The organism is Chryseobacterium scophthalmum (assembly GCF_900143185.1).
GTDB lineage: Bacteria > Bacteroidota > Bacteroidia > Flavobacteriales > Weeksellaceae > Chryseobacterium > Chryseobacterium scophthalmum.
Window position 1 is genome coordinate 553289 of record NZ_FSRQ01000002.1, and the last position, 22778, is coordinate 576066.

Genomic DNA, 22778 nt, shown 5'->3' on the forward strand with positions numbered 1-22778 from the left:
TAATATTTTTTTATCATGAAAATTAAAATTTTTATTCTCGCTTTATCAATTTTTTGTAGTGCTATCAATGCACAGGTTTTATACAGTCATCCAAAAGGTCAGGATTTTTATGAAGGAGGAAGACAGGGCTTCAATAATGATATTAGAGAAGCTGTAGTAAAGAATAACATGAAACCTTGCGACAAAACAGAAGCATTATTTATGAGGTTTATTATTTATCCGGATAATAAAGTGAAATATGTTGCAGATCCTGATACAATTGCTGTTGGAAATAATAAATGTATGAAGAATAAGGTCTTGGAGGTTATGAAACATGTGAAAAATTGGAAAGCGGCAGAAGTAAACGGAAATAAAACACCAGCCATGTTCTGTAGCCTTTTTACAGATGACTTCTTATTTGATAAAGGATTTAGTGAAGAGGAATTCTCAAAACCCGTTTACATGTATAAAGATAAAGAAAGTGATATTAAGAAGTTTAGAGAAAATTTTGCTAAATGTTTTGATGTGAATGGGTATAAATCTAATATAGATTATTCTTTCACCATTAACTTTGATGTAGATACAAGCGGAGAAGCCGGCTTTTTTTATATTGATAATCAGTCTAACTTAGAAAAGTTTAATAAAATGGTTGTAGATTGCGCATCTAATACGAGTAAATCTTACTGGAAGCCAGGTTACTATAAAGGTGTGCCCATAAAACAGGTTTTCAGAATGCCAATTAGATTTAATGCCAATTAATTCTATTTTATTTAAAAAAAGTCTTTTTAACTCTAAATCATTTGTCTGACAATCTGTCATAAGATTTTGTATCTTTGCAAACTAATTTAATTTGAAATTAAAAATTTGCAGCCTGAAATTATTTTATTAGTTTCAAAAATTACTAATTTCAAATCTCAAATTTTGAAAAAGTGCAGGAAAAATATATAGACGAAACCAAACAGGGAGAAGCTTTTGCGATTGCAGAAAAAGATGGAAATTCTAAGAAGTTATTCTTGGAAAGCTATGGTTGTCAGATGAATTTCTCTGATTCTGAAATTGTTGCGTCAATTCTTAATGAGCAAGGCTATAATACCACTCTTAAAGTGGAAGAGGCTGATTTAATTCTTCTTAATACCTGTTCTATTCGTGAAAAAGCAGAGCAAACCGTAAGAATGCGTCTTGCTCAGTTTAAAAATCTAAAAAAAGAACGACCAAACATGACGGTCGGTGTTTTGGGTTGTATGGCTGAAAGGCTTAAAACCAAATTTTTAGAAGAAGAACAGCTTGTAGATTTGGTTGTTGGTCCCGATGCATACAGAGATTTACCTAATCTTTTAAAAGAAACTGAAGATGGAAGAGACGCAATCAACGTTATTCTTTCAAAAGAAGAAACGTATGCAGATATTAATCCAGTTCGTTTAGGCGGAAATGGCGTTACAGCTTTCGTAACGATTACAAGAGGTTGCGATAATATGTGTACTTTTTGTGTAGTTCCTTTTACCAGAGGTCGCGAGAGAAGTCGTGATCCGCATTCGATTATTGAAGAATGTAAAAGTTTGTGGGAAAACGGTTATAAAGAAATTACTTTGCTTGGTCAAAATGTCGATTCTTACCTTTGGTACGGAGGCGGTCCGAAAAAAGATTTTGCAAAAGCATCAGAAATGCAAAAATTAACAGCGGTTAATTTTGCTCAGCTTTTAGATATGGTTGCGGTTGCAGTTCCGCAAATGAGAATCAGATTCTCAACTTCCAATCCTCACGAAATGACGGAAGAGGTTTTCAAAGTGATTGCTAAGCATGATAATGTTTGTAAATATGTTCATTTACCGGTACAAAGCGGAAGCGATAGAATTCTGCAATTGATGAACCGTCAACATACGCGTCAGGAATATTTAGATTTAATTAAAAGAGGAAAAGAAATCGTTCCGGATATTTCGTTTTCACAAGATATGATTATCGGATTTTGTACCGAAACCGAAGAAGATCATCAATTAACGATGAGCTTGATGCGTGAAGTAGAATACGATTACGGCTATATGTTCTCTTATTCTGAGAGACCGGGAACTCCGGCTCACAAGAAGATGGAAGATGATATTCCGGCAGATGTGAAGCAAAGACGTCTCGCAGAAGTAATTGCTTTGCAGGGCGAGCTTTCAAGAAAAAGAATGGAAGGTTATGTTGGAAGAGTTCACGAAGTTTTAATTGAAGGAATTTCTAAAAAGAACAAAAACCAATGGAAAGGAAGAAATTCTCAAAATGCGGTTTGCGTTTTTGATATGCAGGAAGGTCAGAAAATGGGTGACATTGTGAACGTTTTTGTATTTGACAATACACAAGGCACACTTTTAGGGGAAACTGTAAAAAATTAATTAGTTTTTAGTTGATCAGCTTTAAACTTTAGAATAAAAAATATTATCAATTAACAAATAAACAAGACAATGGAAAAGTTTCAGAAGTATTGCCTTAGTGTTTTATTGGTAATTATCTGCAGTAATATTTCGGCACAAATCAGCAGTGGGAATCTTCGAAGTGAAGATTGCAAACAGCTGTATGAAATTTACAATCAATTTCTAAATTCTAAAGAAAGTCATGCGTTAGAAAAGATTTTTTTAAATGAAAAATCGAGACGCAAGTTCGCAATCAGTGACAAACAGAATGCGATAGATCTTTTAGGGAATATTTTCTCTAAGAAAAATCAAAACTATTCTCATCATAAAACAGGCATCGCATTTTCTGAAAAAGAAAAGCATTGTCAGATTTTAATCAATTTTTTAAAAGAAAGCAAAGAGAATGTCTTTGCTGAAGTTTTATATTTTAAAAGTAAAGTTTCGAAGATTAGAAACAAAGATTATTTGGATTTGGTTGCTTAAAATTTAAATCAAATTATTTCAACTAATTAAGAATCTACGATGATAAAGTAGACGAAATTTAATCAAACAATCTAAATTTTACTCATGAGTAACGAGCTTCAAAATATAAAAAACCGCTTCGGGATTATCGGAAATTTTCCGGCTTTAAACCGAGCTTTAGAAAAATCTATTCAGGTAGCACCCACCGATATTTCCGTTTTGGTCGTCGGGGAAAGTGGTGTCGGGAAAGAATTTATCCCAAAAATCATTCATTCAGAATCTAAAAGAAAACATCAGCCTTATATTGTCGTTAACTGTGGCGCAATTCCGGAAGGAACCATCGATTCTGAGCTTTTCGGGCACGAAAAAGGAGCTTTTACAGGAGCAACTGCAACCAGAAAAGGATATTTTGAAGTTGCCGATGGCGGAACTATTTTCCTTGATGAAGTTGGGGAATTGCCTTTGCAGACGCAGGTTCGTTTGTTGAGAGTTCTGGAAAGCGGGGAGTTTATGAAAGTAGGTTCTTCACAGGTACAAAAAACCAATGTAAGAATCGTTGCCGCAACCAATGTGAATATGATGAAAGCAATTCAGGACGGAAGATTCCGTGAAGATTTGTTTTATCGTTTGAATACGGTGCAGATTGATATGCCTGCTTTGAGAGAAAGAAAAGGCGATATTCATTTGCTTTTCAGAAAGTTTGCAATCGATTTTGCCGAAAAATACAGAATGCCGGAACTTGAACTAGAACCAAGTGCAGTACATTACATCGAAAATTATACTTTCCCGGGGAATGTGCGTCAACTAAGAAATTTGGTTGAGCAAATGACGGTTGTAGAACGTGAGCGAAATATTTCGGTTGCAAAATTGACAGAGTATATTCCGATGGATGCCCATTTGCCAATGGTTGTGAACCAACCAACCGGACAAAAACAGACCGATTTTGGCAACGAAAGAGAAATTATGTATAAAATTCTCTTCGATATGCGGAATGATATTAATGATTTAAAATCCTTAACTTCGGAACTCATTAAGAATCGGGGAACTGCAGATCTGAGCAATCAGGAGAAAAATTTAATAAGCAGAATTTATACACCTGAACCTCAGCAAACTGCAAATGCTAATTCGTTGCTGTATTTTGAAAATAACAACAACGGGAATCAGAATGTTCAGAATCCTACAATTATCTCAAATTCTGACGATACTTACGAAGATTTTGAAGATATTGAAGTGGAAGAAAACAGACCAGAATCTTTATCTCTTCAGAACAATGAGAAAGATCTAATTGTGAAAGCTTTAGAAAAGCACAATGGAAGAAGAAACAGAGCGGCAGATGAATTGGGGATTTCTCAGAGAACTTTATATAGGAAAATAAAACAATATAACTTAGAAGAATAAACAACACCTAAAATCATGAATGTAAATTTAACACCTAAACCAATAAATTTTAAATTTGGCGAGTACATCAACAAAGGCTTTGAACTTTTAAAGAAAGACTTTGGAGGAGTTTTCGTAGGCTTTTTAGTCACTTTCTTAATGTCTATTATCCCGTTTTGCGGTATTTTGGCAATGGGGAATTTCTACAAATATCTGCGTAAATTAAAAAATAATCAAAACCCAAGCGCAGGCGAAATTTTTGATTTTAAAGACTTTATGTCTTATTTTACTTTACAGTTAATTATTATTGGAGGAGTAATCGTTTTATACATTCCTTTTATAGTTTTCGGAGGTATCGCTGGTGCAACTGCAGATTCAAATGGAGAGGTAAGTCCTGTTTTTCCAATCTTGATGTTCCCATATATGTTCGTCATGTTATTTGCGATTTATTATTTCCTGTTAAAAGGATTTTATATTTTGCCACTAATTAGCTTTAAAGGAATTACAGACATTAAAACCGCTTGGAATATCTCTAAAGTAATGACAAAAGGAAATCTTTTAAACATTTTCCTATTCTCATTAGTAGTGAGTATTTTGGCACAAATAGGTGTTATAGCTTGTGGAATTGGACTTTTCTTAACAATTCCTTTCGCATATACAGCGAATTACTTTGCTTACGAAGATGCGATTCAACAAATTGAATACGACGAAATTACCGAAATCGGTATTACCGAAAAATATTAAGTTTAAAATTATTTAAAAAATGAATCAGTTGAAAAATCTTTTCCTTTTAATCATATCTGTAGGATTTTTAAACTCTTGCTATTCTTTTACAGGTTCATCTCTTACAGATGAAAAGACCGTACAAATCAATGAGTTTCCCAATAATGCAGCTTTAGTAAACCCTACTTTGGCGCAGCAGTTTTCTACAGATATTCAAAACAGATTTTTGCAGCGTACCACTCTGAAAGGGACAAAACAAAATCCGGATATTTTGATTGAAGGTGAAATTACAGATTATTCAATTTCCCCAACTACGATCAGCTCTACAACACAGCAGACAACTGCGGGTGGAACGATTCAGGAATCTCAGAATAAATTGACAATCACGGTGAAAGTTCGTTACGAAAACAAACTGCACCCAGAATTGAGCTTTGATAAAAATTTCTCTGATGAAGCAGTATTCAACAGTAATCTTTCTCAAAGTCAGATTGAAACTTCTCAGGTAAAACTTGTTACGGATAGAATTATCAATAAAATATTTAACGACATTGTAGCGAACTGGTAATATGATGAATACTAGAGTTTTAGAATTATTAAAAAATCCGAAAAACATACAGTCAGAAGATCTGCATCTTTTGAAAGAAGAAATTAATTCTTTCCCTTATATTCAAAACATCCGTGCTTTGCATTTGTATGGTGTTCACCTTTTTGATAAAGAAAATTATCAGAAAGAATTGTCTACAACTGCGGCTTATACCACAGATAAGAAGATTCTGTATCAGTTGATTAACGGGAAAATTCAGCAAAGAAAAGCTGAATCTATTGAGAAAGAACCTCAAATTATTGCTGATAAACCTGAGGAAAATAAAACTCAGAATACCAAAGAGCCTTTTTGGTGGGTAAAAGAGAAAAAAACGTTCCCAAAACATGATTATAAAGCTGCTTCAGAAGATTTGGCTACTCCAAAAGCTGAAATAAAACATGTGGTTGTTAACGGTGAACGTAACAGAATTTTATTTGAAGGTGAAGAAAATTACCTGGAAGAAAAAAATGCAGATACCATCGATTTGGAATCTACGCTCGAATCTGGAGTAATTGTAACTCAAAAATCTTCTTTCCCGATTAAACGTACTGTTGAAGCGGAAGAAACAACAAATGAAACACCTTCTGTAGAAACTTCTAATGAAATTATTCATGAAGATATGGTTGATTCTGAAAAAAGTGCAGAAACTGAGGTTAATGTTCTTGAAACAGAATCTTTTGAACCTGAAACACAAGTTCTTAAAGAAGAACCTGTTGAAAATGAAATTCCAACGGAAAATATTGATAAAGAAAATGTTTTAGAAGTTGCAAAATCTGAAGTGATTATTCATGAAGATACAATTGATTCTGATAAAGTTACAGAAAAAATCAGTGATGAATCTGAAGTAAGCTTCCTTGAAGTAGAATCTTTTGAACCTGAAACGGAAGTTAAGACAGAAGAATCTATTGATAATGAAAATTCAGAAGAAAATGCTGAAAAAGAAGAAACTACTGAAGTTTTAAATCCGGAAGTCATCATCAATGAAGATGAAATTAATTCTAAAGATGTTGCTGAAAAAATCAATGATGAATCTGAATTAAGTTTCCATGGAACAGATGCTTTCTTACCGGAAGTTAAAATTGAAGCTCCCGTTTCAGAACAAATAAATCCTGCTGAAATAACAAATTCTAATATCAATAAGCATGAAGACGAAATGCGTCGTCTGATTGAAGAAGTTGAGAAAAAGATGAAAGCTGCTCATAAAAAGGAAGCTGAAGCAAAAGCAAACGAACTGGAAGAAGAAAGTGGAAAAGAAATAAGTTTTGCTGTAACCCAGGATTTTGTTGTTTCAAATGAAAATGAAACTAAAGCTGAAGAAAAAGCAGAGGTGATTCAAGCCGGAACTTCAGAAGAAAAAAATGATGCACCTGTTTTAGAAGAGGTAAAAGAAGAAAATTCTGGTTGGAAACCAATGAGTTTTGAATCTCATACACCAGATTCATTCAGCAAAAAAATAGAAATAGAATCTGTACAGGAAGAAAAGCCTGAAGAAGTAAAAGAAGTTTTGGAAGAGATTATTTTAGAAGAAGAAAAATCAGAAACTGTTGTAGAAAATATTTCAGAGGAAACGGTAAATGAAGTTGAAAATTCGGAACCTGAAATCGCTGGTTCTACTGAAAAAGAAGAAGCTCGTGTGATGAATGTTTCTTTCTTTGGAACAGATATTTCAAGTTTAGCCATAAAAAAAGAAGAAGAGAAACAACAAGATTCTCCAAAAGAAAAAGTTGAAGAATTATCTTTAAAAGAAGAAAATCAAACGCTTTTAGACAGTAATGTTCCTGGCTTTATCAATACTTGGCAAAGCTGGCTGAAAATTGACAGAACCGAAGAAGTTGAAAAGATAAAAATTGAGACTAAAAATAAAGTGATTGAATCTTTCATAGAAAACAATCCTAAAATCAGCCAGTTAAAAGATGAGGTAAATTTTGTTGTTAAAGAAAAAACAGACGACATTTCTCACCTGATGACCGAGACTTTAGCTAATCTTTATATTGAGCAGAAATTGTACACCAAAGCAATCAATGCATTCCACACATTAATAAAAAAGCATCCTGACAGAAAAGAATATTTTGAAAACAGAATTCAGGAAGTAAAGGATAACAGAGGGAAAAACTAAAATTTATCCTCAATTTGGATTAAAAAAATTAAAAATCAAAGCTCATGAAAATGGGCTTTTGTTCTTCGTTGTCAATTCCGTATCTTTGCAAACTAAATTTTTAATATGTCTAAGTCATTAATTCCAAAATTAGAAGCGATAAAGCAGAGATATAATGAGGTTGCGGATCTTATTATTCAACCTGATGTCATTTCAGACCAGAAAAGATATTCTTCTTTAAACAAAGAATATAGTGATTTGGGGAAAATTGTAAGAGTTTACGATCAATATAAAGGAGCTTTAGATACCATCGAAGAATCTGATGAAATCATTGCAGATGGTTCAGATAAAGATTTTGTAGAATTGGCAAAAATCGAAAAGAATGAAGCTTTAGAAAAGATTCCAGGTTTGGAAGATGAGCTGAAAGTTCTTTTGATACCTAAAGATCCTGCAGACGATAAAAACGTTATTGTAGAACTTCGTGCCGGAACTGGTGGAGACGAAGCTGCGATTTTCGTGGAAGATGTCTACAGAGCTTATACTATGTATTTTAAAACCAAAGGTTGGAAGCACGAGATCACAGATTCTAGTGAGGCAGCTAAAGGATACAAAGAACTAATTCTAAGAATTGAAGGAGACGGTGTTTACGGAATCATGAAATTTGAATCTGGTGTACACCGTGTACAAAGAGTTCCTGAAACAGAATCTCAAGGTAGAGTACACACTTCTGCGATTACTGTTGCCGTTTTACCGGAAGCGGAAGAAATAGATTTTGAATTGAATCCTGCAGATATCGAAATGCAGACCTCACGTTCTGGTGGAGCGGGTGGACAAAACGTAAACAAGGTTGAAACAAAGGTACAGTTAACGCATAAACCATCAGGAATGGTTGTTGTTTGTCAGCAAGCTCGTTCTCAGTTAGCAAACCGTGAGTTGGCAATGGAAATGCTTCGTACCAAATTATACGATATAGAAGTTCAAAAAGCGGTGGGAGATATCGCTGCACAGCGTAAATCGATGGTTTCTACAGGTGACCGTTCTGCAAAAATCAAAACCTACAACTATCCTCAAGGAAGAGTTACCGATCACAGAATTGGTAAATCTATGTACAATCTTGATGCCTATATGAATGGTGATATCTCTGAAATGATTGATGCCGTAATCATGGCAGAAAACGCCGAAAAAATGAAAGGAGAAGAAGATAATTACTAAATTATTTCTTTTAATAAATACAAAGCTTCTGAGTAATCGGAAGCTTTTTTTTTAACAATTCCTTAAAAGTCCTGAAGGGACGATCTATTAAAGGATAGGATAAAATCCTATCAAATTTATTACGTTTAATAAAAATGTATTTAGTTACAATTACCATTGTTTGTAATCAAAGTAAAAGTTATTTGGTCATAAACAGGATTGTTTTAAACCAAATGCAACTGTATTTTATCACAAACAAGGTTGTTTTAGCTTAATGTAAAACAAATTTGATGACAAACAGTATTGTTTCAACCCAAATTAAAATATATTTAGATCTAAACAGACCTGTTTGAGTAAAAACGAAACCTAATACGCTCTCGAATACGATTTTCTCTCTTCCAAATATTCAACTTTATCCCCGTATCCGGTTTTAAAAAGTGTTTTTACAGTAACTCTGTTTTTATCCCCTGTTGCACTTGGTAAGTAAGTGACGAAATGTAAATGCGGACCGCTGCTCCAACCCGTATTTCCGCTTAGAGCGATGAGTTGCCCTTTCGTTACAGTATCACCAATTTTCACCTGCGCTCCGTTTTCCTGTAAATGATAATACTGCGCAATCGTACCATCCGAATGCAAAATTGAAACATAATTACCATAAGAAGCACAGTTTCTGGTTGGGCAGCCCTGATTATTGTTTTCTACAACATCGATGACTAAGCCTTCTCTGGAGGATAAAATTTCTGTTCCTTCAGGCATGATAAAGTCTAAAGAATTTTCGTTCTGATGAGAAAATGTTCCATTATACCCTTGATGTATCCAAAAAGCTTTTCCTTTGCCAAATGGTAAGTCGTAGGTGTAGTTTTTATCGTAATTTTTAATGGTGATGTCTCCAATATAACTATTATAACCGGGCATTTTCTTTACGCCCCAACCTTTTTGATTGTCATTCACCACAAAATAGGCTATTCTCATTTTTGTGGTTTTTGCAGGAATTACCTGTGTCGTTTTAAAAAGCTCAGGCTTTTTCATATTATTTACTTCAGGTTGACCTCTAAAAACCAAAGAGACAGGATAAATTTCGAGATTGTCTGCATAGTACGTAATAGAGTCGCCATTTCTTTCGGGATACATTTTTATATTTTTCTGAGCCATTATTGTTACAGCCTGAATAATAAGAATAAATGCAAAAATATTTTTCATAAGTGTTTGGTTTAAAACAAATCCATTACAAGTATAGACCATTTTCATTGATTTTAAAAGCTTATTTTAATGAAAAGTATTATTTTTACCTCTGAAAAATTAATAGGGCATTCATCTTTCGTTAATAGATTTTGATGAGTTTCCGGCTGAAAAATATGTCAATGAATTCTATCGTAATCAATGTTGGAAACAGCAATATCAGATTTGGTCTTTTTGATGACGACAACTGTGATATTTCATGGATAATCAATACAAAACCTTACCGTACCGCAGACGAACTGCATGGTCAGATGTTGATTTTATATCAAACCTATAAAATTGATCCTAAAGACATTAAAAAAGTAATTATAGGTTCCGTAGTGCCACAATTAACGAGAGAAATAACTTCTGCAATCAGAAAAATTCACGGGATCGCTCCTGTAATGGTTGATAGAACGACTCCTTCTGAAGTTATTGCGAAATCTAAACAGATGGGAACCGATATTTATGCGAATCTCGTTGCAGCACACAATATGTATCCCGGAAGAAAAAAAATTGTTTTAGATTTTGGTACAGCACTTACTGCAAGTTGCGTTGCTGAAGACGGTGAATGTTTAGGTGTAATTATCGCTCCTGGAATTGTAACTTCTTTAAATTCTCTGATCAGTCAGACCGCTCAGCTTCCCGAAATTGAACTGGTAAAGCCAAAATCTGTTTTAGGTTTAGATACGATTACTTGTATGCAAAGCGGAATGGTGTACGGTTTTCTCGGAATGGTAGAAGGTTTTATTGACAGAATAAACAATGAAGTGAATGATGAGTGCTTTGTCATCGCAACTGGTGGAGTTTCGCATGTTTACAAGCCTTTAACGGAAAAAATTCATATTGCAGACCGGTTGCATACTTTAAAAGGATTGTACTTTTTAGGAAAAGATTTGTAATGAAAAAATTCCCAAGAATAGAAACAGAACGACTTATTTTATCTGAATTAAAAGAATCAGATTTGGCTTTTGTGGTTGAATATCTTCAGGATAAAATTTTCTCCGATCTTACTTCCAATATTCCTTATCCTTATCATATAGAAAATGCAGAATTTTGGTTGAAAATATCAAGAGAAGCTTTTGATAAGAAGAAAGGGTTCACGTTTGCAATTCGAGATAAAGAAGAAAAAATTATAGGTGCAATCGGACTTCACGACGAAGGTTCTGATAAGGCAGAACTGGGCTATTGGATGGCAAAACCTTTTTGGAGCAAAGGTTATGTAACCGAAGCAGCAGTAGCCATTATTGACTTTGGCTTTAAAGAATTAGGCTTTAATAAAATATATGCAACTTACTTTCCCCACAATCCCGCATCAGGAAGAATAATGCAGAAAGTAGGAATGAAACGGGAGGCTATTTTGAAACAGCATATGAAGAAAGATGGAAAATATTATGATATTCCGATGTATTCTATTTTTAAGAATGAAGTTTTAACGCTTTGATTTAAAGAAGTCCTTCACAATCGTTGAACATTCATTTTCCATAACTCCTGAAACAATTTCTGTTTTGGGATGAAGGCTTAAATTTTTATTGATAAAACCACGCTGTTCGTCTCTTGCGCCAATCACCACTTTTGAAATCTGCGACCAGGAAAGTGCTCCGGAACACATTACGCAAGGTTCTAAAGTCACATACAAAGTACAGTTGATTAAATATTTTCCGCCCAAATAATTCGCTGCTGAAGTGATCGCTTGCATTTCGGCATGTGCTGTTACATCGTTTAACGTTTCGGTAAGATTATGAGCTCTTGCAATCACACGATTGTTGGCAACGATGACACATCCAATAGGAACCTCATCTTTTTCTAATGCAATCTGGGCTTCCTGAAAAGCCATTCTCATAAAATATTCGTCTGTAAACATAAAAATAAAAGCTTAGTGCAAAACTAAGCTTTTCAATATAATGTTTTTTGGAAATTTAGAATCTATAACCAATTCCGCCCATTATTTTCCCGGTAACTTCCTCAAAATAATGTTTATCTCTGTCACCAAATCTTCTTGCAATACCGCCACTTGCTTCAATGACAAGATTGTTTTTCATTACCCATTTTCCTCCGACTCCAAAACCAATGCCTACCGTTGTAAAATTATTTTTTCTTACAGAAGAAGTATAGAAATATCCGTTAACATCGTCATAATTATAAGAATAAATGTCATTCGTTTCAGTGGTAACTGGTATAAAACCTTCAAGGAAAAATCCCGAAGCATATTTTTTACCAAAATACATTCTGTAAAATGCTGAAAACTGTGTAAACCTATCATCGTTACGATCTAAATTAATCATCGCATTAATACCAATACCTTTATTATCTGAAATTAATCTTTCGTAAGAAACGTTAGCTAAAGGGACTGCGATCAATAAAATAGGATCTGCGAGGATGTCATTTTTTCTTTGCTTTTCTGTGTTTTCCTGAGCCTGTGCTGCAAATGTTCCGAAAATTAAAGATAATCCAAGTAAAATTTTATTCATGTAGCTTTTTTCGCCAAAGATAAATAATAAAACAACATCTGGTGATAAAATTATTTATCATTCAAAATTAAGTACTAAAGGCAGTCTGAAACGATATCTTACAGGATTTCCGTTAGTGTAGGCCGGAAAAAATTTTTCAGAAACAGAGTACAATGCAATTTCTGCCTGTCGGTTGAAAGTGAAATTATCACCTTCAGCTTTTACATCGCTGATCGTTCCGTCTTTTTCAACAATAAATGCAACGTTGGTTTTTAAATTTCCAGTTTCAGAAAATACGCCGTCTCCATAAAAAAGCTGTGCAACTTCTTTTCGTAAAGCATTTATTCCGCCGGGGTAATCTGCAGTTTTTTCAATCGACTTTGGAAAATCCTGTTGTGGTAAGAGAATCGTTTTAGAATTAATTTTTTTTAAATCTTCAAGATTTTTTACTTTAAGCAAGGCTGCAATCAAGGCTACATTTTCAATGCTGTCCATTTTTTTCATAAAAAAAAGGAAGTCATTTTTTACTGCAGCTTTATATAACGGATTTTTTTCGGCATCAAACTTTTTCTTAAACTCAGTATTCAGCATTGTTCTGTGCTGATTATAATATTTTTTCACCATCTTGAATTCCTCGGTTTGTTGAGAAAAACAAAATGTTGAGATGAGTATAAAGAGAAGATATAAAGCTTTCAATACATGATTATTTATGTAAATGTAATCAAAAAGATGCAAAATTCTACTCTTTCAAATAACTGTTTAGTGATTCCTGTAAATGTTTTTTGATGTCTTCAACTAAGTTTATAGGTTCAAGAACTCTTACCTCTTTTCCATACGATAAAATTTCCTGCATAAAATCGTAAGTAGGGTGGAGGAAAAACTCAAAATAAATATCTTCCGGAGTTTCTTTAGTCTCTTTCTGAGATTGGTGTAAAGGGAAACTTCTGATGTATTCTCCCTGATGTCGGCTGCATTTCAACACAATTTTTTGAGGGTTTTGCTCGGTAAGATTCATTACACCAAAAGCATTTTTAAAATGTTCTCTAAAGTTGTATTTGTATTTTTCTCTGAATGTTTGTGGAGAAACATCCAGATAATTGATCCTGTCTAAACCGAAAGATTTCAATGCTTTGTCTTTGGTGTCAATCGCAATGAGATACCATCGATCCTTAGATTCTTTTAACGCTAAAGGATGAACTTTTCGGGAAGTCATCAGTTTGTTTTTGTAATTGTAATGTTCAAACAATACAATTCTTTTGTTTCTGATGGCAAAGAAAAGATCATAAAAATGCTCAACTCCGGTAGGTTTTCTGCTTTCAAAAAAGATAAAATTGGCAAAATCGGGATGATTGTTTAACGCATTGCTTACCTGAAAAGATTCGAGTAATTTTTGGTTGTACTCATCGACTTCCATCATCGGGCGACTTTCAATATAATACCGATTGTCACCTTTCTTTTTGTTGTGAATAGAAAGATTAAAAAGATCTGAAATCTCACGAATATCTCTTTGCAAAGTACGAATAGAGTAGCTCTTAATTCCCGCATCCTGAAATTCGAAAGAATTCAAAAGATAATCTTCTATCTGCGAATACGTAGCCGGAGCACTCTCTAATTTCTTAATGATTAAGGCATATCTCGTAAGGTAAAAATCTTTTTTCATTTCGTATCGTTTTCTAAAACAAATATATGCGGTAAATGCGACAAATAGTGTCGTGTTTTATTTTTTCTTTGAAAGTTTTTTGGAATTTGTTTTTTAATGATGAGCGGTTGTAATTAAAAAGCCGCACGATACAATCGTGCGGCAACAAAAGGAAACTATAGTTATCTTTGGTTTAAATTAATTTTAATCTAATAGGTTAAAAGGATCTTTTCCATCTTCTAAGTACAGTTCAAAAAATTCTAATAAACTATTTGTTAGTTTTGGAAAAGAGTTTTTTTCTTGACCTTCAGCATAACCATAAACAGGAGGATTATCTCCTCCATTCAATTTAAAAAAAGCAAATAAATACCCTTGATGACTGTTAAATACAAATATATTTTTATCATTAATTTGAGAAATTAAGTTTGTTTTATTGTCTTCTTGTAATTGTTCTATCAATCCATCTTTATTGGTATGATTTCCAAAAACATTATCAAAGAAAATAGATTCACCAACAAAACCGCCTCTTGAGTAGTCATCCTTTCTCTCCATATTGTATCCAAAATTTTGTAAAAATTCTTTATAACATAATGGTAGTTTTTTATTAATATTTTTTCAATTCTATTTAAATAATTCATTTCTTTTACCCAAACTTTAATTATTTCAATATTAGGAAAGTCTTTTTTTAAAAGAATAATATCAGCACAATTATCACAAATTTTTAAATCTGAAACAATTTATTTTCGAAGTTAATTTAATAAAAAATACGGCAACTTGTGGTTGCCGCTAGGTAATTTTATTTCCGATTTTCAGTGACAAATTTTTTAAAACTTTCCAAAATTTCTAACATTTCATCTAACGAAATTGTAAGTATTGCATTTTCATCATTTCCATGCATATCATAAATATCTACTCCTCCATTTGGTAATGTAGGATCTGCAGGATCGGGTTTCAATGCGATTGCTTGAAAGCCTGATTGATTGCCAAAGCCATAATCATCCAATTGTAAGTTTTTTGTCTTTTTTACACCTTCTATTATTTCTATAATATAATCCGATGTTTCATTTCCTTCAAAAATTCTTGACAAAAAAGAATATGGTTTATCGAATTTCATTAATAAAAATTCTTTGTCAAATGGTTTCCATTTATAACATTTATATTTTACCATAATTTATTATTTAAATATTTAAAATATAGGAAATGCAGTTCCTATCTCTCTAGTTGTATTGTTAATATAAAAAGTAACTTCTATATTATTTGTAGTTGTTCCAATAAACTTATCAGCATTACTCGGATCTACAATTTTATTTTTCCATGCAACAGCTACTTCTTCTAAAATTCTTTGCTTATCCCAGTTTTTAGGAAACATTGTAGTTTGGATAACATTTCCATTAGGTGCAAGTTTATCTATCCAATTTCCACCAACATCTTTCATTTGGACTTCTGCATGATAAATTTCATCATCTAATGGATTTGGAGGTCTTCTACTTCCTGGCTTAATTCTATTAATGATATTATCTAAGAACTCCTCACTATGTACTCCTTTTGTTGAAGGTAACCGTCCTCTTCTACGCACAAGTGTTGTTCTCAAATGTCCGTGAAAAATATGATCTATTAAATCATTAAGGTTTCGTCTTGAAATTTCATTTATAAAATCTCTGTAAGCTATTTTTCTACTTTCACTTCGTGCTAATTCATCCAAATACTCATTCGCCGTTTTCCCTTCCTTTTTGGCTTTCTTCTCAATATCATCTAAAAGATAATCAAATTTTTCTTCTGGAATATCTTCAAAATAAGTAATTGTTCCCTCTTTATTTTTAAGAGTACATAATTTTTCTCCGTCCTTTATTTTTGTATCAAAAATAATACAATTCCACATATTTCCCATAGTTTCATTTATTTTATTGGACACATATTAAATACGCCGTTTTCGTACTTGGTAGGTCGAAGTCCTATTTTCTCAAAGAAGTCCCGCGACTTTTGGCCAAAGAAATCTTCGTACGCTTCTTTTAGGAAATCTCTCAGTTTCTTTCCTACATTAAAGATTTCTTCTATCCAGATTTTTAATTCATCAAATAGCGCTTTAGCACCTTTTTTCAATTTGATAAAAATCTCACTTACAAAATCGATCAGAGAAACCAATATTCCTCCTGTAAAACTGATTCCAGCAAACATTGCTTCCTGCATTTTTTTAAGAGGACTTCTCATAAATTCGAGCGTTTTATCAATTAGCCTAACCGCAGCTGCAGTACCTCCGGTAAGTAAGGTTTCAAGGATAATATCTATAATTAAACCTATAATATATCCTGCATAATAATATACCTGCTCAAGAGAGATATTAGGTGCCTGTGTAGTGATCCACTGATATATTTTTTGGGTTGTAGTTATCTGAAAACTTACCCATTCAAATAGAAATTTATCGATCTCAAATTTTTCCATTGCTTCAGAAAACTGCTCAAAAAATTCTAATACATAATCTGCTACTATTGATGGGTCTTTATGAATGTCTTGCAAAGCGGCTAAGCCTTTAAAGAGTAAAGCTATGATTGAAAAAATACCCGCAATAATATCTATCAAGCTATTATAAATCCCACATAGCAATGCATTCACACAACTGATAGATTTGGCTGCTAAAAACTGTAAATATGGTGTGTACTTCTGAAGTTGCCCTTTTAGAGAATCCAATCCATTAAGAAAGTTTTGTGAAATTTTATGAAGCATGGTTGCAAAACTTTCGGGAAGCTTACTTGTTATTGTGGAAATAATTTTAGTAAATTTTGCCTTTTTGCTATCTACAATCTCAAAGAATTTATCGAATATTCCTTTTATAATATTTTCACCAGCATTAAAATTCTTTTGGGGTTCATCATAAACTGAATGATTGTAGAAAGGTTTTAGGTTCTCCCAAACTACAGCCGGAACAATAAATGGGTTGTAATTTTCGACAGCAGGATTCCAATCTACTTCTTCCAGTCTCAATTTTTGAATTTCTTTTGCGATATCTTTTTCAAAAAAATCACCTAATTTATTGAAGGCTGCTCCCTGAAAAAATTCGACTATGTTTTTAAAAGTTGAATCTTTGATTCTTAATAACCAACTTAAAAATGATTTTCTATTAGCCAATGCTCCTTTTTCAATAAGATTTTTAAAATTTTCTGCGGTAATTCTTACATTGCGCATATTAACAAAATACTGCAGCTTAACAAAGGGTATTTTAGATACATCTTTTATTTGAGGTGAAACTTTTATCCGCATTATGGTATTTATATTAGAATCACTATGGATTTCTAGAAAAATATTTACAGATTCTTCTGTAGGAACAAATGAGTTGTACATACTAAGAAGCTGTAAGCCATTTTTAGACATATAAATATTTACTACAATATCATCAAACTTAGATGTATAGTTGGGAATAATGACTGGGTCAATTGTTTTTTCATCAATCTGTAGAGTTTCGTCGTCAGTGTAAACATTATAATTATTTGTAGAAATATCTGGAACTCCATTATAAAATTTATCAGCTAATTCTCTTTCAGAATAAGTAGTGAAGATGTTTTCTTCTTGGTTTTTTGATAGCTCATTCCATTTGTTTTTTGAATATTTATTAAAAGAAGGAGCGTTTATATTACTTTTCATTTCTGTATTTTTAGTATTAAACATTTTATTAATTTTCTTTTTTCAAACCCATGAGAATATAAGGCAGCACAGAAAAGTGCTGCCGAATACATGGGTTTTATAGTTTAAAAAAAGCTTAGACTAAAAACTTAGAAAAAGAAGCTTGGTTCTCATATTCTTCAGCGGATAATGGTTGCCCTTGTTTATCCAGAATTCTTGGAAGCCCGAAATCTACTTTTGGCAAAGTAACTTTCAGATAAGTGTCTGCATCGGTAGTAAAAGCAAACTGCTTTTCAGGTTCTGCTTTTACATCAGCAAAGTCAAAGTTTTTAATCAGTCTTGCGTTTACTTTAAAGGTAATTCCGTTTTCTCCGGTAGGATAGGCTTCTACACCTTCAATTTGTGAAAGTTCTTCTGCAATACGTTTGTAAAGCTTTATTGAAGATTCAGATTCAGGAATGCCATCTATTTCAAATGTATTTCCAAGACATTCAAATGTTTTAGGATAAACACCGGCATCTTTAAAATCCTGAATAGTTTTAAATGAAATATCATCCATTTCATTAAAACTGATTTCCATCCATTTGTCTGCAGACTGACCAATCTGATTGTTGTTAAGCGCAAAATTAGTTGTACACATTTCACCTAACTGATCGTCAAACTTTACTCCTGGTTCGCAGTTGCAAGGCAATGCTTTTTCTACTTTTAAACCGATAGAATCTGCCTGAAGAATTGTTAGCGAAGTAGGAATTTTTTCTCTCCACGGTTCGCCTTGTTTTTTACCTAATGCAGAACGCATTTCGTCTACAATTGATAAGAATAATGGGTCGTCGATTACAGGAACTTCACCACCGTTCCAGATTTGTCCGGTTGCAAGGAAATGTCTTACAGCTTCTTCAAATCCTGGTCTTACCGTAACAATTACTCTCGCCATACCCGACTGCATAAATGCCCTGAATGTTGGGTCGTTATCATCAAACTGATACATTTTATCCCAGTTATTTCTATTACCCCAATAGTAAGGATAGAAATAGTAGCTCATAATATCCCATTCGAACGCCTGTTCCATAAACTTAACAAAAGCAGCATACTGATCTAATTTTGCATCTACTTTAATATCTGTATTTAAGAATGTTTCTTCCCCTGAAGAATAACCGTTGTTATGATATTTACCTTTACCAAATGTTAATTCAACATTTGTATTTTGATTAATCATATAAGAGATACAGTTTCTTCTTAAAATTGTATTCTCAATTTTTCTGTAGAAGCCAGGATTTGAACCTTTGATTTGTACCCCTAAAGCTTTTGCTTCTGCTAAAGCCTGATTGTATTTTTCTAATTCAACTTCGTAAGCTTCGATAATTTTGTTGAAAATAATCTGTAACCCTTCCTCATTCAGGGTACAAGTAAGTGTAACGTTAGCTTCTAAAGAGTAAAATCTGTCTGTTGAAATGCTTACAGGAACTACACCTGATATATTAGATATTAATCCATTTGAAGAGAAAATTCCATCTGTAATGTTAGTTAATGCTCTAACATTACCAACATTTATGTTTAAAAGAGTATTGCCATCTTTAGTATATTGCTTCCCACCTCCGCTAATGGAGAAATAATTAGCGCTATATCCCACAGGTACTTCAATTTCTTTTTGTAGACCTACAGCACTGGTCATATGATTGCTGGATCCAATATCGGTAACTAAATCTCTTCCATATGCGAAGCCTTTAGATAAAAATATTTTAGTCAAAGGAAACTGACCTAATTCAACATTGTAGACCCCTATCCAATGTTTCAAAATTGTTTCTCCTAATGCTCCATTTAGGTATGAAAAATCTTTCATTCTCATTTGGAAAGCTTCCTCACTTCTTGGATCAATAGGTTTTACCAATTTTTCAGAGGCATCAATCATTTTTACTCCTAGAGAATGTAATTTTGCAGGCTCAGGAATCATAAATTCAAACATCATACGTTTACCGTAATTATAGATTTGATTTTTTACTACTTTATCTACCCATCTGTAAACTCCTACGACATGATTGCTTCCTTTAGTATTGTCGAAACCATGTTTGTTGTTTTCTTCATATTCTTCTAAAACTTTGTCAATGCGTTCTTCTTTTATCTTAGTTACAATTCTGTCTAAAGCTCTTGCTGTAATATCCTTGGCTTCTGTAACCGCCTGTCGGTTACTTTCCTCTTTAGAATTGTGAGTAGCAAACCCTGCGGAAATACCATAATTAACCGAACCACTTGGGTATGTGTTAGAACCATTTACGAAGGTAGAAAGATTCATGTCTCTTGCTTCTTGTGCCATTTTAGAGATCTCACTCTGCATTTCGTGTCTTTCGGTAGTCGTGGTATCTGTAAGCTTTTCTTTTTCAGATTCTGTAGACTTTGTGGTTTGCGACTCGCTTCGTTTTAATCTTCTGGTAGAACGCTCTTTGTATTCACGAGCCATAATGTTTTCGATGTGCGCAACATCTCCTTCTACATAGCAATATGTGCTTTGTTCTACTTTTAAATAATCTGCGACACCAATATTTTTCATTCCAAATCCTGAAGGAATGAAAGAAGATGTTTCAGAAGGATGATATGGTGGGTTCTCTGGATTTTCAGGTGTTTCTGTTTTTGGTGGTTCAACAGGCATACATCCATCAGCTCCTCTGAAGGCGTATTGTTTAGTAATTCTGTCTAAATTATCCGGATCAATAACTAATTTAACATTAAAACGATAAGTAATCCCATCTTTTGATGTCAATTCTCCTTCTATAACAAATTCTTCAACTTGGTAGGTTTTAGAAGTGGGGATTCTAGGCAGATCAAACAATAGATAAGATCCTCCGCCCAGAGAAGATAAGCTTGTTGATGAAAGTTCTATATCTTTCACAAACGTCTTATATTTTGCTGAAGCGATTTCAATATTGCTATTTAAAGCTAAAATTATGCTCCATTCTGTTGAACTTCGTCCGTAAGTTTTTACGCTGAAAGGAATATATCCTGCAGTAGCAAAATTATTATTTACAGGGATTACAACACCTCCAACTGTGGCAGAAACCTGTTGGTTAAGTACTGTGTTATTCAATACCGTTTGCTGTAAAGCTTGATTATTTTGAGTGATGTGCTGATTCAATTCTTCAAATGAAGTAATTTCAGCTACAGCATCTGTAAGAATAGCTGTTCCAAATAATCTATTTAATGTGTTTTGATCATGCGATTTTAAGGATCTGACTAATTGTGCTGAATCAATTTCCGGAGTTTCAAATTGGAAATCAAATTCCGGCATTTCTGCATACGGAATCGTGATTTTCATAATTTCATCTTTGATACGATGCAGTTCCATATCCAGTTCACTGTTTGCGTAGAATTTTTCAGGATTGGCAACGCTAAGCTGAGTTAGATAATTAATTCTGTTCTCTAGAATTGATTTTTTTCTGTCTGCTTCAGCCGAATCTTTTCGAACGGACTCAATAATAGGTTTTACCTCTTTTTCATATTGAGTATAAGCTTCCTTATAAGTTTTGTCATAGTTTTTTTTGTACGTTTTTTCTAATTTTAATAAAGATTCTGTAAGGTTCTCATTTTCTTTAAGCATTAAAGTGGCTTCTGCAAACTTCATTGCTTTGTTATCGAACATAACTTTCTGAGATACAGAAGATGTTGATGTTCCATTAGAATCTGCAGAGGATACTTTAAATAGTTCTTTTGGTAAAACTACTTTTGCTTTTTTCATATCTTCAAAAGCTTCTTCAGACTGATCGTAGTTTTCAAGAATATGCGCCAAATGAAGAAGTTGCATAATCAGTTCTTTTGCATAAAAATCTTTTTGAGTAACTACCTGATAAGTAAGATTATCCCAAAGAACATGATCAACGGTTAAAGCTCCGAACGTTTTGCAAAGCGCAATCTGTTTGTCAAATTCTTCTTTTGTAGCCGTAGATTTATTTCTTGCAACCCAGATCGCAAAATCGTAAAATTTAGGATAAAGAGTTTTTAAAGAATCTTCAGAATGTATCGTAAACCCACTAATTGCTGAAGGATTTTTAAATACAGATTGTAAGTTTGTTGTGGAATTTACTAAAGGATCGATTTTACTTGATGCTTTTGCCTGTTTGCTTCTGAAGATAAATCTTCTTTCTTTATTTTTCGGATCTGATAATTCTGGGTTTCTCATTGCTGCAAATCTGAATAGCGTTTGCGAAGAGTTATTTGTGTTTAAATTTGTTGACATTTTAAAATTGTTTTGGTTTTTAAGATTAAAATTTTTGGAAGCTCTTTTTAGTAGAAATCTTTCCGAAATAGGCTTATTTTTTTAAGTGGTGTAAGGCTATGAAATATCCACTCAGATTCTTAATCATAAATAGGTGGAATGATGTATTGTGAATACAATAATAGTGTCTGAAAGCGACAAAACTTGACGCAGAATAATAGAAAGTAGCTTTTAAATTAGTGTTTTGGCACTTTTGTAAGTCCCTTTTTTAACTAATCTTCTTTCTTTGTATTAATTATAGTTTCGTTAAATTATAGTTGCATAATTTGCATCGGTTCTGATAATATCTCCCTCAGAATCTACGTGGAATTCAGCCCAATTTTTTATATCTACAGCGGTACTTACACTTCCATTATTAAAGTTCACATCAATAGTTTGTCCTGTCGTATTACTTACCTTAACAGTCATTCCTTTTTCAAAACCATCAATATCTAAACTAAATCCACCATTACCTTTACAGACTATATTTGTCATTTTAGGGCTACCATAACCAGATAAATCATAGGTGGCAGAATTGGAAACTGAACGGGTTAAAAATCTTGTATTGGTTGCATCTAAAGCTAGCTCTGTTGCTTGACCATAATTAACCGCTTCATCATTATTAATTGCTTCCGGAAGTCTAACAGGGTTTGTAAATCTTTTACGACCATCAATATTTTGGTCACGTGACAAACTCACAAAATTATTATAAGACCATTTTTCAGTAGCTAATGTTATAACCTCATCTGTACTTGTTCTTATATAAGGTGCATTAGCAATATTAGCTCCAGTAAATCCTAAATATTTAGCTAATCC

General features: G+C 33.1%; 21 protein-coding genes. 10 read left to right on the forward strand and 11 right to left on the reverse strand.

What is annotated here, in order from left to right; translation table 11 throughout:
• The first annotated feature begins 15 nt into the window (after positions 1–15).
• The 8 genes from BUR17_RS12780 to prfA all read left to right on the forward strand — a co-directional run bounded on the left by BUR17_RS12780 (position 16) and on the right by prfA (position 8818).
• Positions 16–738, forward strand: coding sequence for a hypothetical protein (locus tag BUR17_RS12780; protein ID WP_074230746.1), 723 nt, complete (start codon positions 16–18; stop codon positions 736–738).
• Between the two features lie 170 nt (positions 739–908).
• Positions 909–2348, forward strand: a complete 1440-nt coding sequence (miaB, locus tag BUR17_RS12785; protein ID WP_074230747.1) for a tRNA (N6-isopentenyl adenosine(37)-C2)-methylthiotransferase MiaB — start codon at positions 909–911, stop codon at positions 2346–2348.
• A gap of 69 nt (positions 2349–2417) precedes the next feature.
• Entirely contained in the window at positions 2418–2849 is a 432-nt protein-coding gene (locus BUR17_RS12790) for a hypothetical protein (protein ID WP_074230748.1), read from the forward strand.
• Between the two features lie 84 nt (positions 2850–2933).
• Complete coding sequence (locus BUR17_RS12795; protein ID WP_074230749.1) at positions 2934–4226, forward strand: sigma-54 interaction domain-containing protein; 1293 nt, start codon at positions 2934–2936, stop codon at positions 4224–4226.
• Positions 4227–4241: 15 nt separating this feature from the next.
• On the forward strand, positions 4242–4949 hold the full coding sequence (locus tag BUR17_RS12800) for a hypothetical protein (RefSeq protein WP_074230750.1): 708 nt from the start codon (positions 4242–4244) through the stop codon (positions 4947–4949).
• 19 nt (positions 4950–4968) lie between these two features.
• Complete coding sequence (locus tag BUR17_RS12805; RefSeq protein ID WP_074230751.1) at positions 4969–5493, forward strand: LptE family protein; 525 nt, start codon at positions 4969–4971, stop codon at positions 5491–5493.
• 1 nt (position 5494) lies between these two features.
• Positions 5495–7627 (forward strand): hypothetical protein, encoded by a 2133-nt coding sequence (locus BUR17_RS12810; RefSeq protein ID WP_074230752.1) that lies wholly within the window; start codon positions 5495–5497, stop codon positions 7625–7627.
• 105 nt (positions 7628–7732) lie between these two features.
• A complete protein-coding gene (prfA, locus tag BUR17_RS12815) occupies positions 7733–8818 on the forward strand; it encodes a peptide chain release factor 1 (protein ID WP_074230753.1) in 1086 nt (361 codons plus the stop codon).
• A 345-nt stretch (positions 8819–9163) separates the two neighbouring features.
• Here the strand turns inward: prfA and BUR17_RS21010 are convergent, their stop codons facing one another.
• Positions 9164–9997 carry a M23 family metallopeptidase gene (locus BUR17_RS21010; RefSeq protein WP_317043315.1) on the reverse strand — a complete coding sequence of 278 codons (834 nt, stop codon included), beginning with the start codon at positions 9995–9997 and terminating at the stop codon, positions 9164–9166.
• 161 nt (positions 9998–10158) lie between these two features.
• Here BUR17_RS21010 and BUR17_RS12825 point away from each other — a divergent pair, with 161 nt between their 5' ends.
• Entirely contained in the window at positions 10159–10917 is a 759-nt protein-coding gene (locus BUR17_RS12825) for a type III pantothenate kinase (protein WP_074231223.1), read from the forward strand.
• Positions 10917–11459, forward strand: a complete 543-nt coding sequence (locus BUR17_RS12830) for a GNAT family N-acetyltransferase (RefSeq protein ID WP_074230754.1) — start codon at positions 10917–10919, stop codon at positions 11457–11459. Before BUR17_RS12825 ends, BUR17_RS12830 begins: the two co-directional genes overlap by 1 nt.
• Here BUR17_RS12830 and BUR17_RS12835 read toward each other — a convergent pair.
• The 10 genes from BUR17_RS12835 to BUR17_RS12880 all read right to left on the reverse strand — a co-directional run bounded on the left by BUR17_RS12835 (position 11448) and on the right by BUR17_RS12880 (position 22661).
• Complete coding sequence (locus BUR17_RS12835; RefSeq protein ID WP_074230755.1) at positions 11448–11879, reverse strand: nucleoside deaminase; 432 nt, start codon at positions 11877–11879, stop codon at positions 11448–11450. The two genes, BUR17_RS12830 and BUR17_RS12835, sit on opposite strands and share 12 nt — an antisense overlap.
• Positions 11880–11934: 55 nt before the next feature.
• Positions 11935–12486, reverse strand: coding sequence for a hypothetical protein (locus BUR17_RS12840; RefSeq protein WP_074230756.1), 552 nt, complete (start codon positions 12484–12486; stop codon positions 11935–11937).
• 57 nt (positions 12487–12543) lie between these two features.
• Positions 12544–13089, reverse strand: coding sequence for an energy transducer TonB (locus BUR17_RS12845; RefSeq protein WP_228418722.1), 546 nt, complete (start codon positions 13087–13089; stop codon positions 12544–12546).
• 115 nt (positions 13090–13204) lie between these two features.
• Positions 13205–14125 (reverse strand): helix-turn-helix transcriptional regulator, encoded by a 921-nt coding sequence (locus BUR17_RS12850; RefSeq protein WP_074230757.1) that lies wholly within the window; start codon positions 14123–14125, stop codon positions 13205–13207.
• Between the two features lie 183 nt (positions 14126–14308).
• Complete coding sequence (locus BUR17_RS12855; protein WP_084550602.1) at positions 14309–14713, reverse strand: SMI1/KNR4 family protein; 405 nt, start codon at positions 14711–14713, stop codon at positions 14309–14311.
• A 187-nt stretch (positions 14714–14900) separates the two neighbouring features.
• Entirely contained in the window at positions 14901–15272 is a 372-nt protein-coding gene (locus BUR17_RS12860) for a hypothetical protein (RefSeq protein ID WP_074230759.1), read from the reverse strand.
• 18 nt (positions 15273–15290) lie between these two features.
• Positions 15291–15992 carry an EndoU domain-containing protein gene (locus tag BUR17_RS12865; RefSeq protein ID WP_074230760.1) on the reverse strand — a complete coding sequence of 234 codons (702 nt, stop codon included), beginning with the start codon at positions 15990–15992 and terminating at the stop codon, positions 15291–15293.
• Between the two features lie 8 nt (positions 15993–16000).
• Positions 16001–17740, reverse strand: coding sequence for a hypothetical protein (locus BUR17_RS12870; RefSeq protein WP_143747587.1), 1740 nt, complete (start codon positions 17738–17740; stop codon positions 16001–16003).
• Positions 17741–17855: 115 nt separating this feature from the next.
• On the reverse strand, positions 17856–21944 hold the full coding sequence (locus BUR17_RS20660; RefSeq protein WP_074230762.1) for a hypothetical protein: 4089 nt from the start codon (positions 21942–21944) through the stop codon (positions 17856–17858).
• A 285-nt stretch (positions 21945–22229) separates the two neighbouring features.
• Positions 22230–22661 (reverse strand): hypothetical protein, encoded by a 432-nt coding sequence (locus BUR17_RS12880; RefSeq protein WP_228418725.1) that lies wholly within the window; start codon positions 22659–22661, stop codon positions 22230–22232.
• Positions 22662–22778 lie beyond the last annotated feature (117 nt).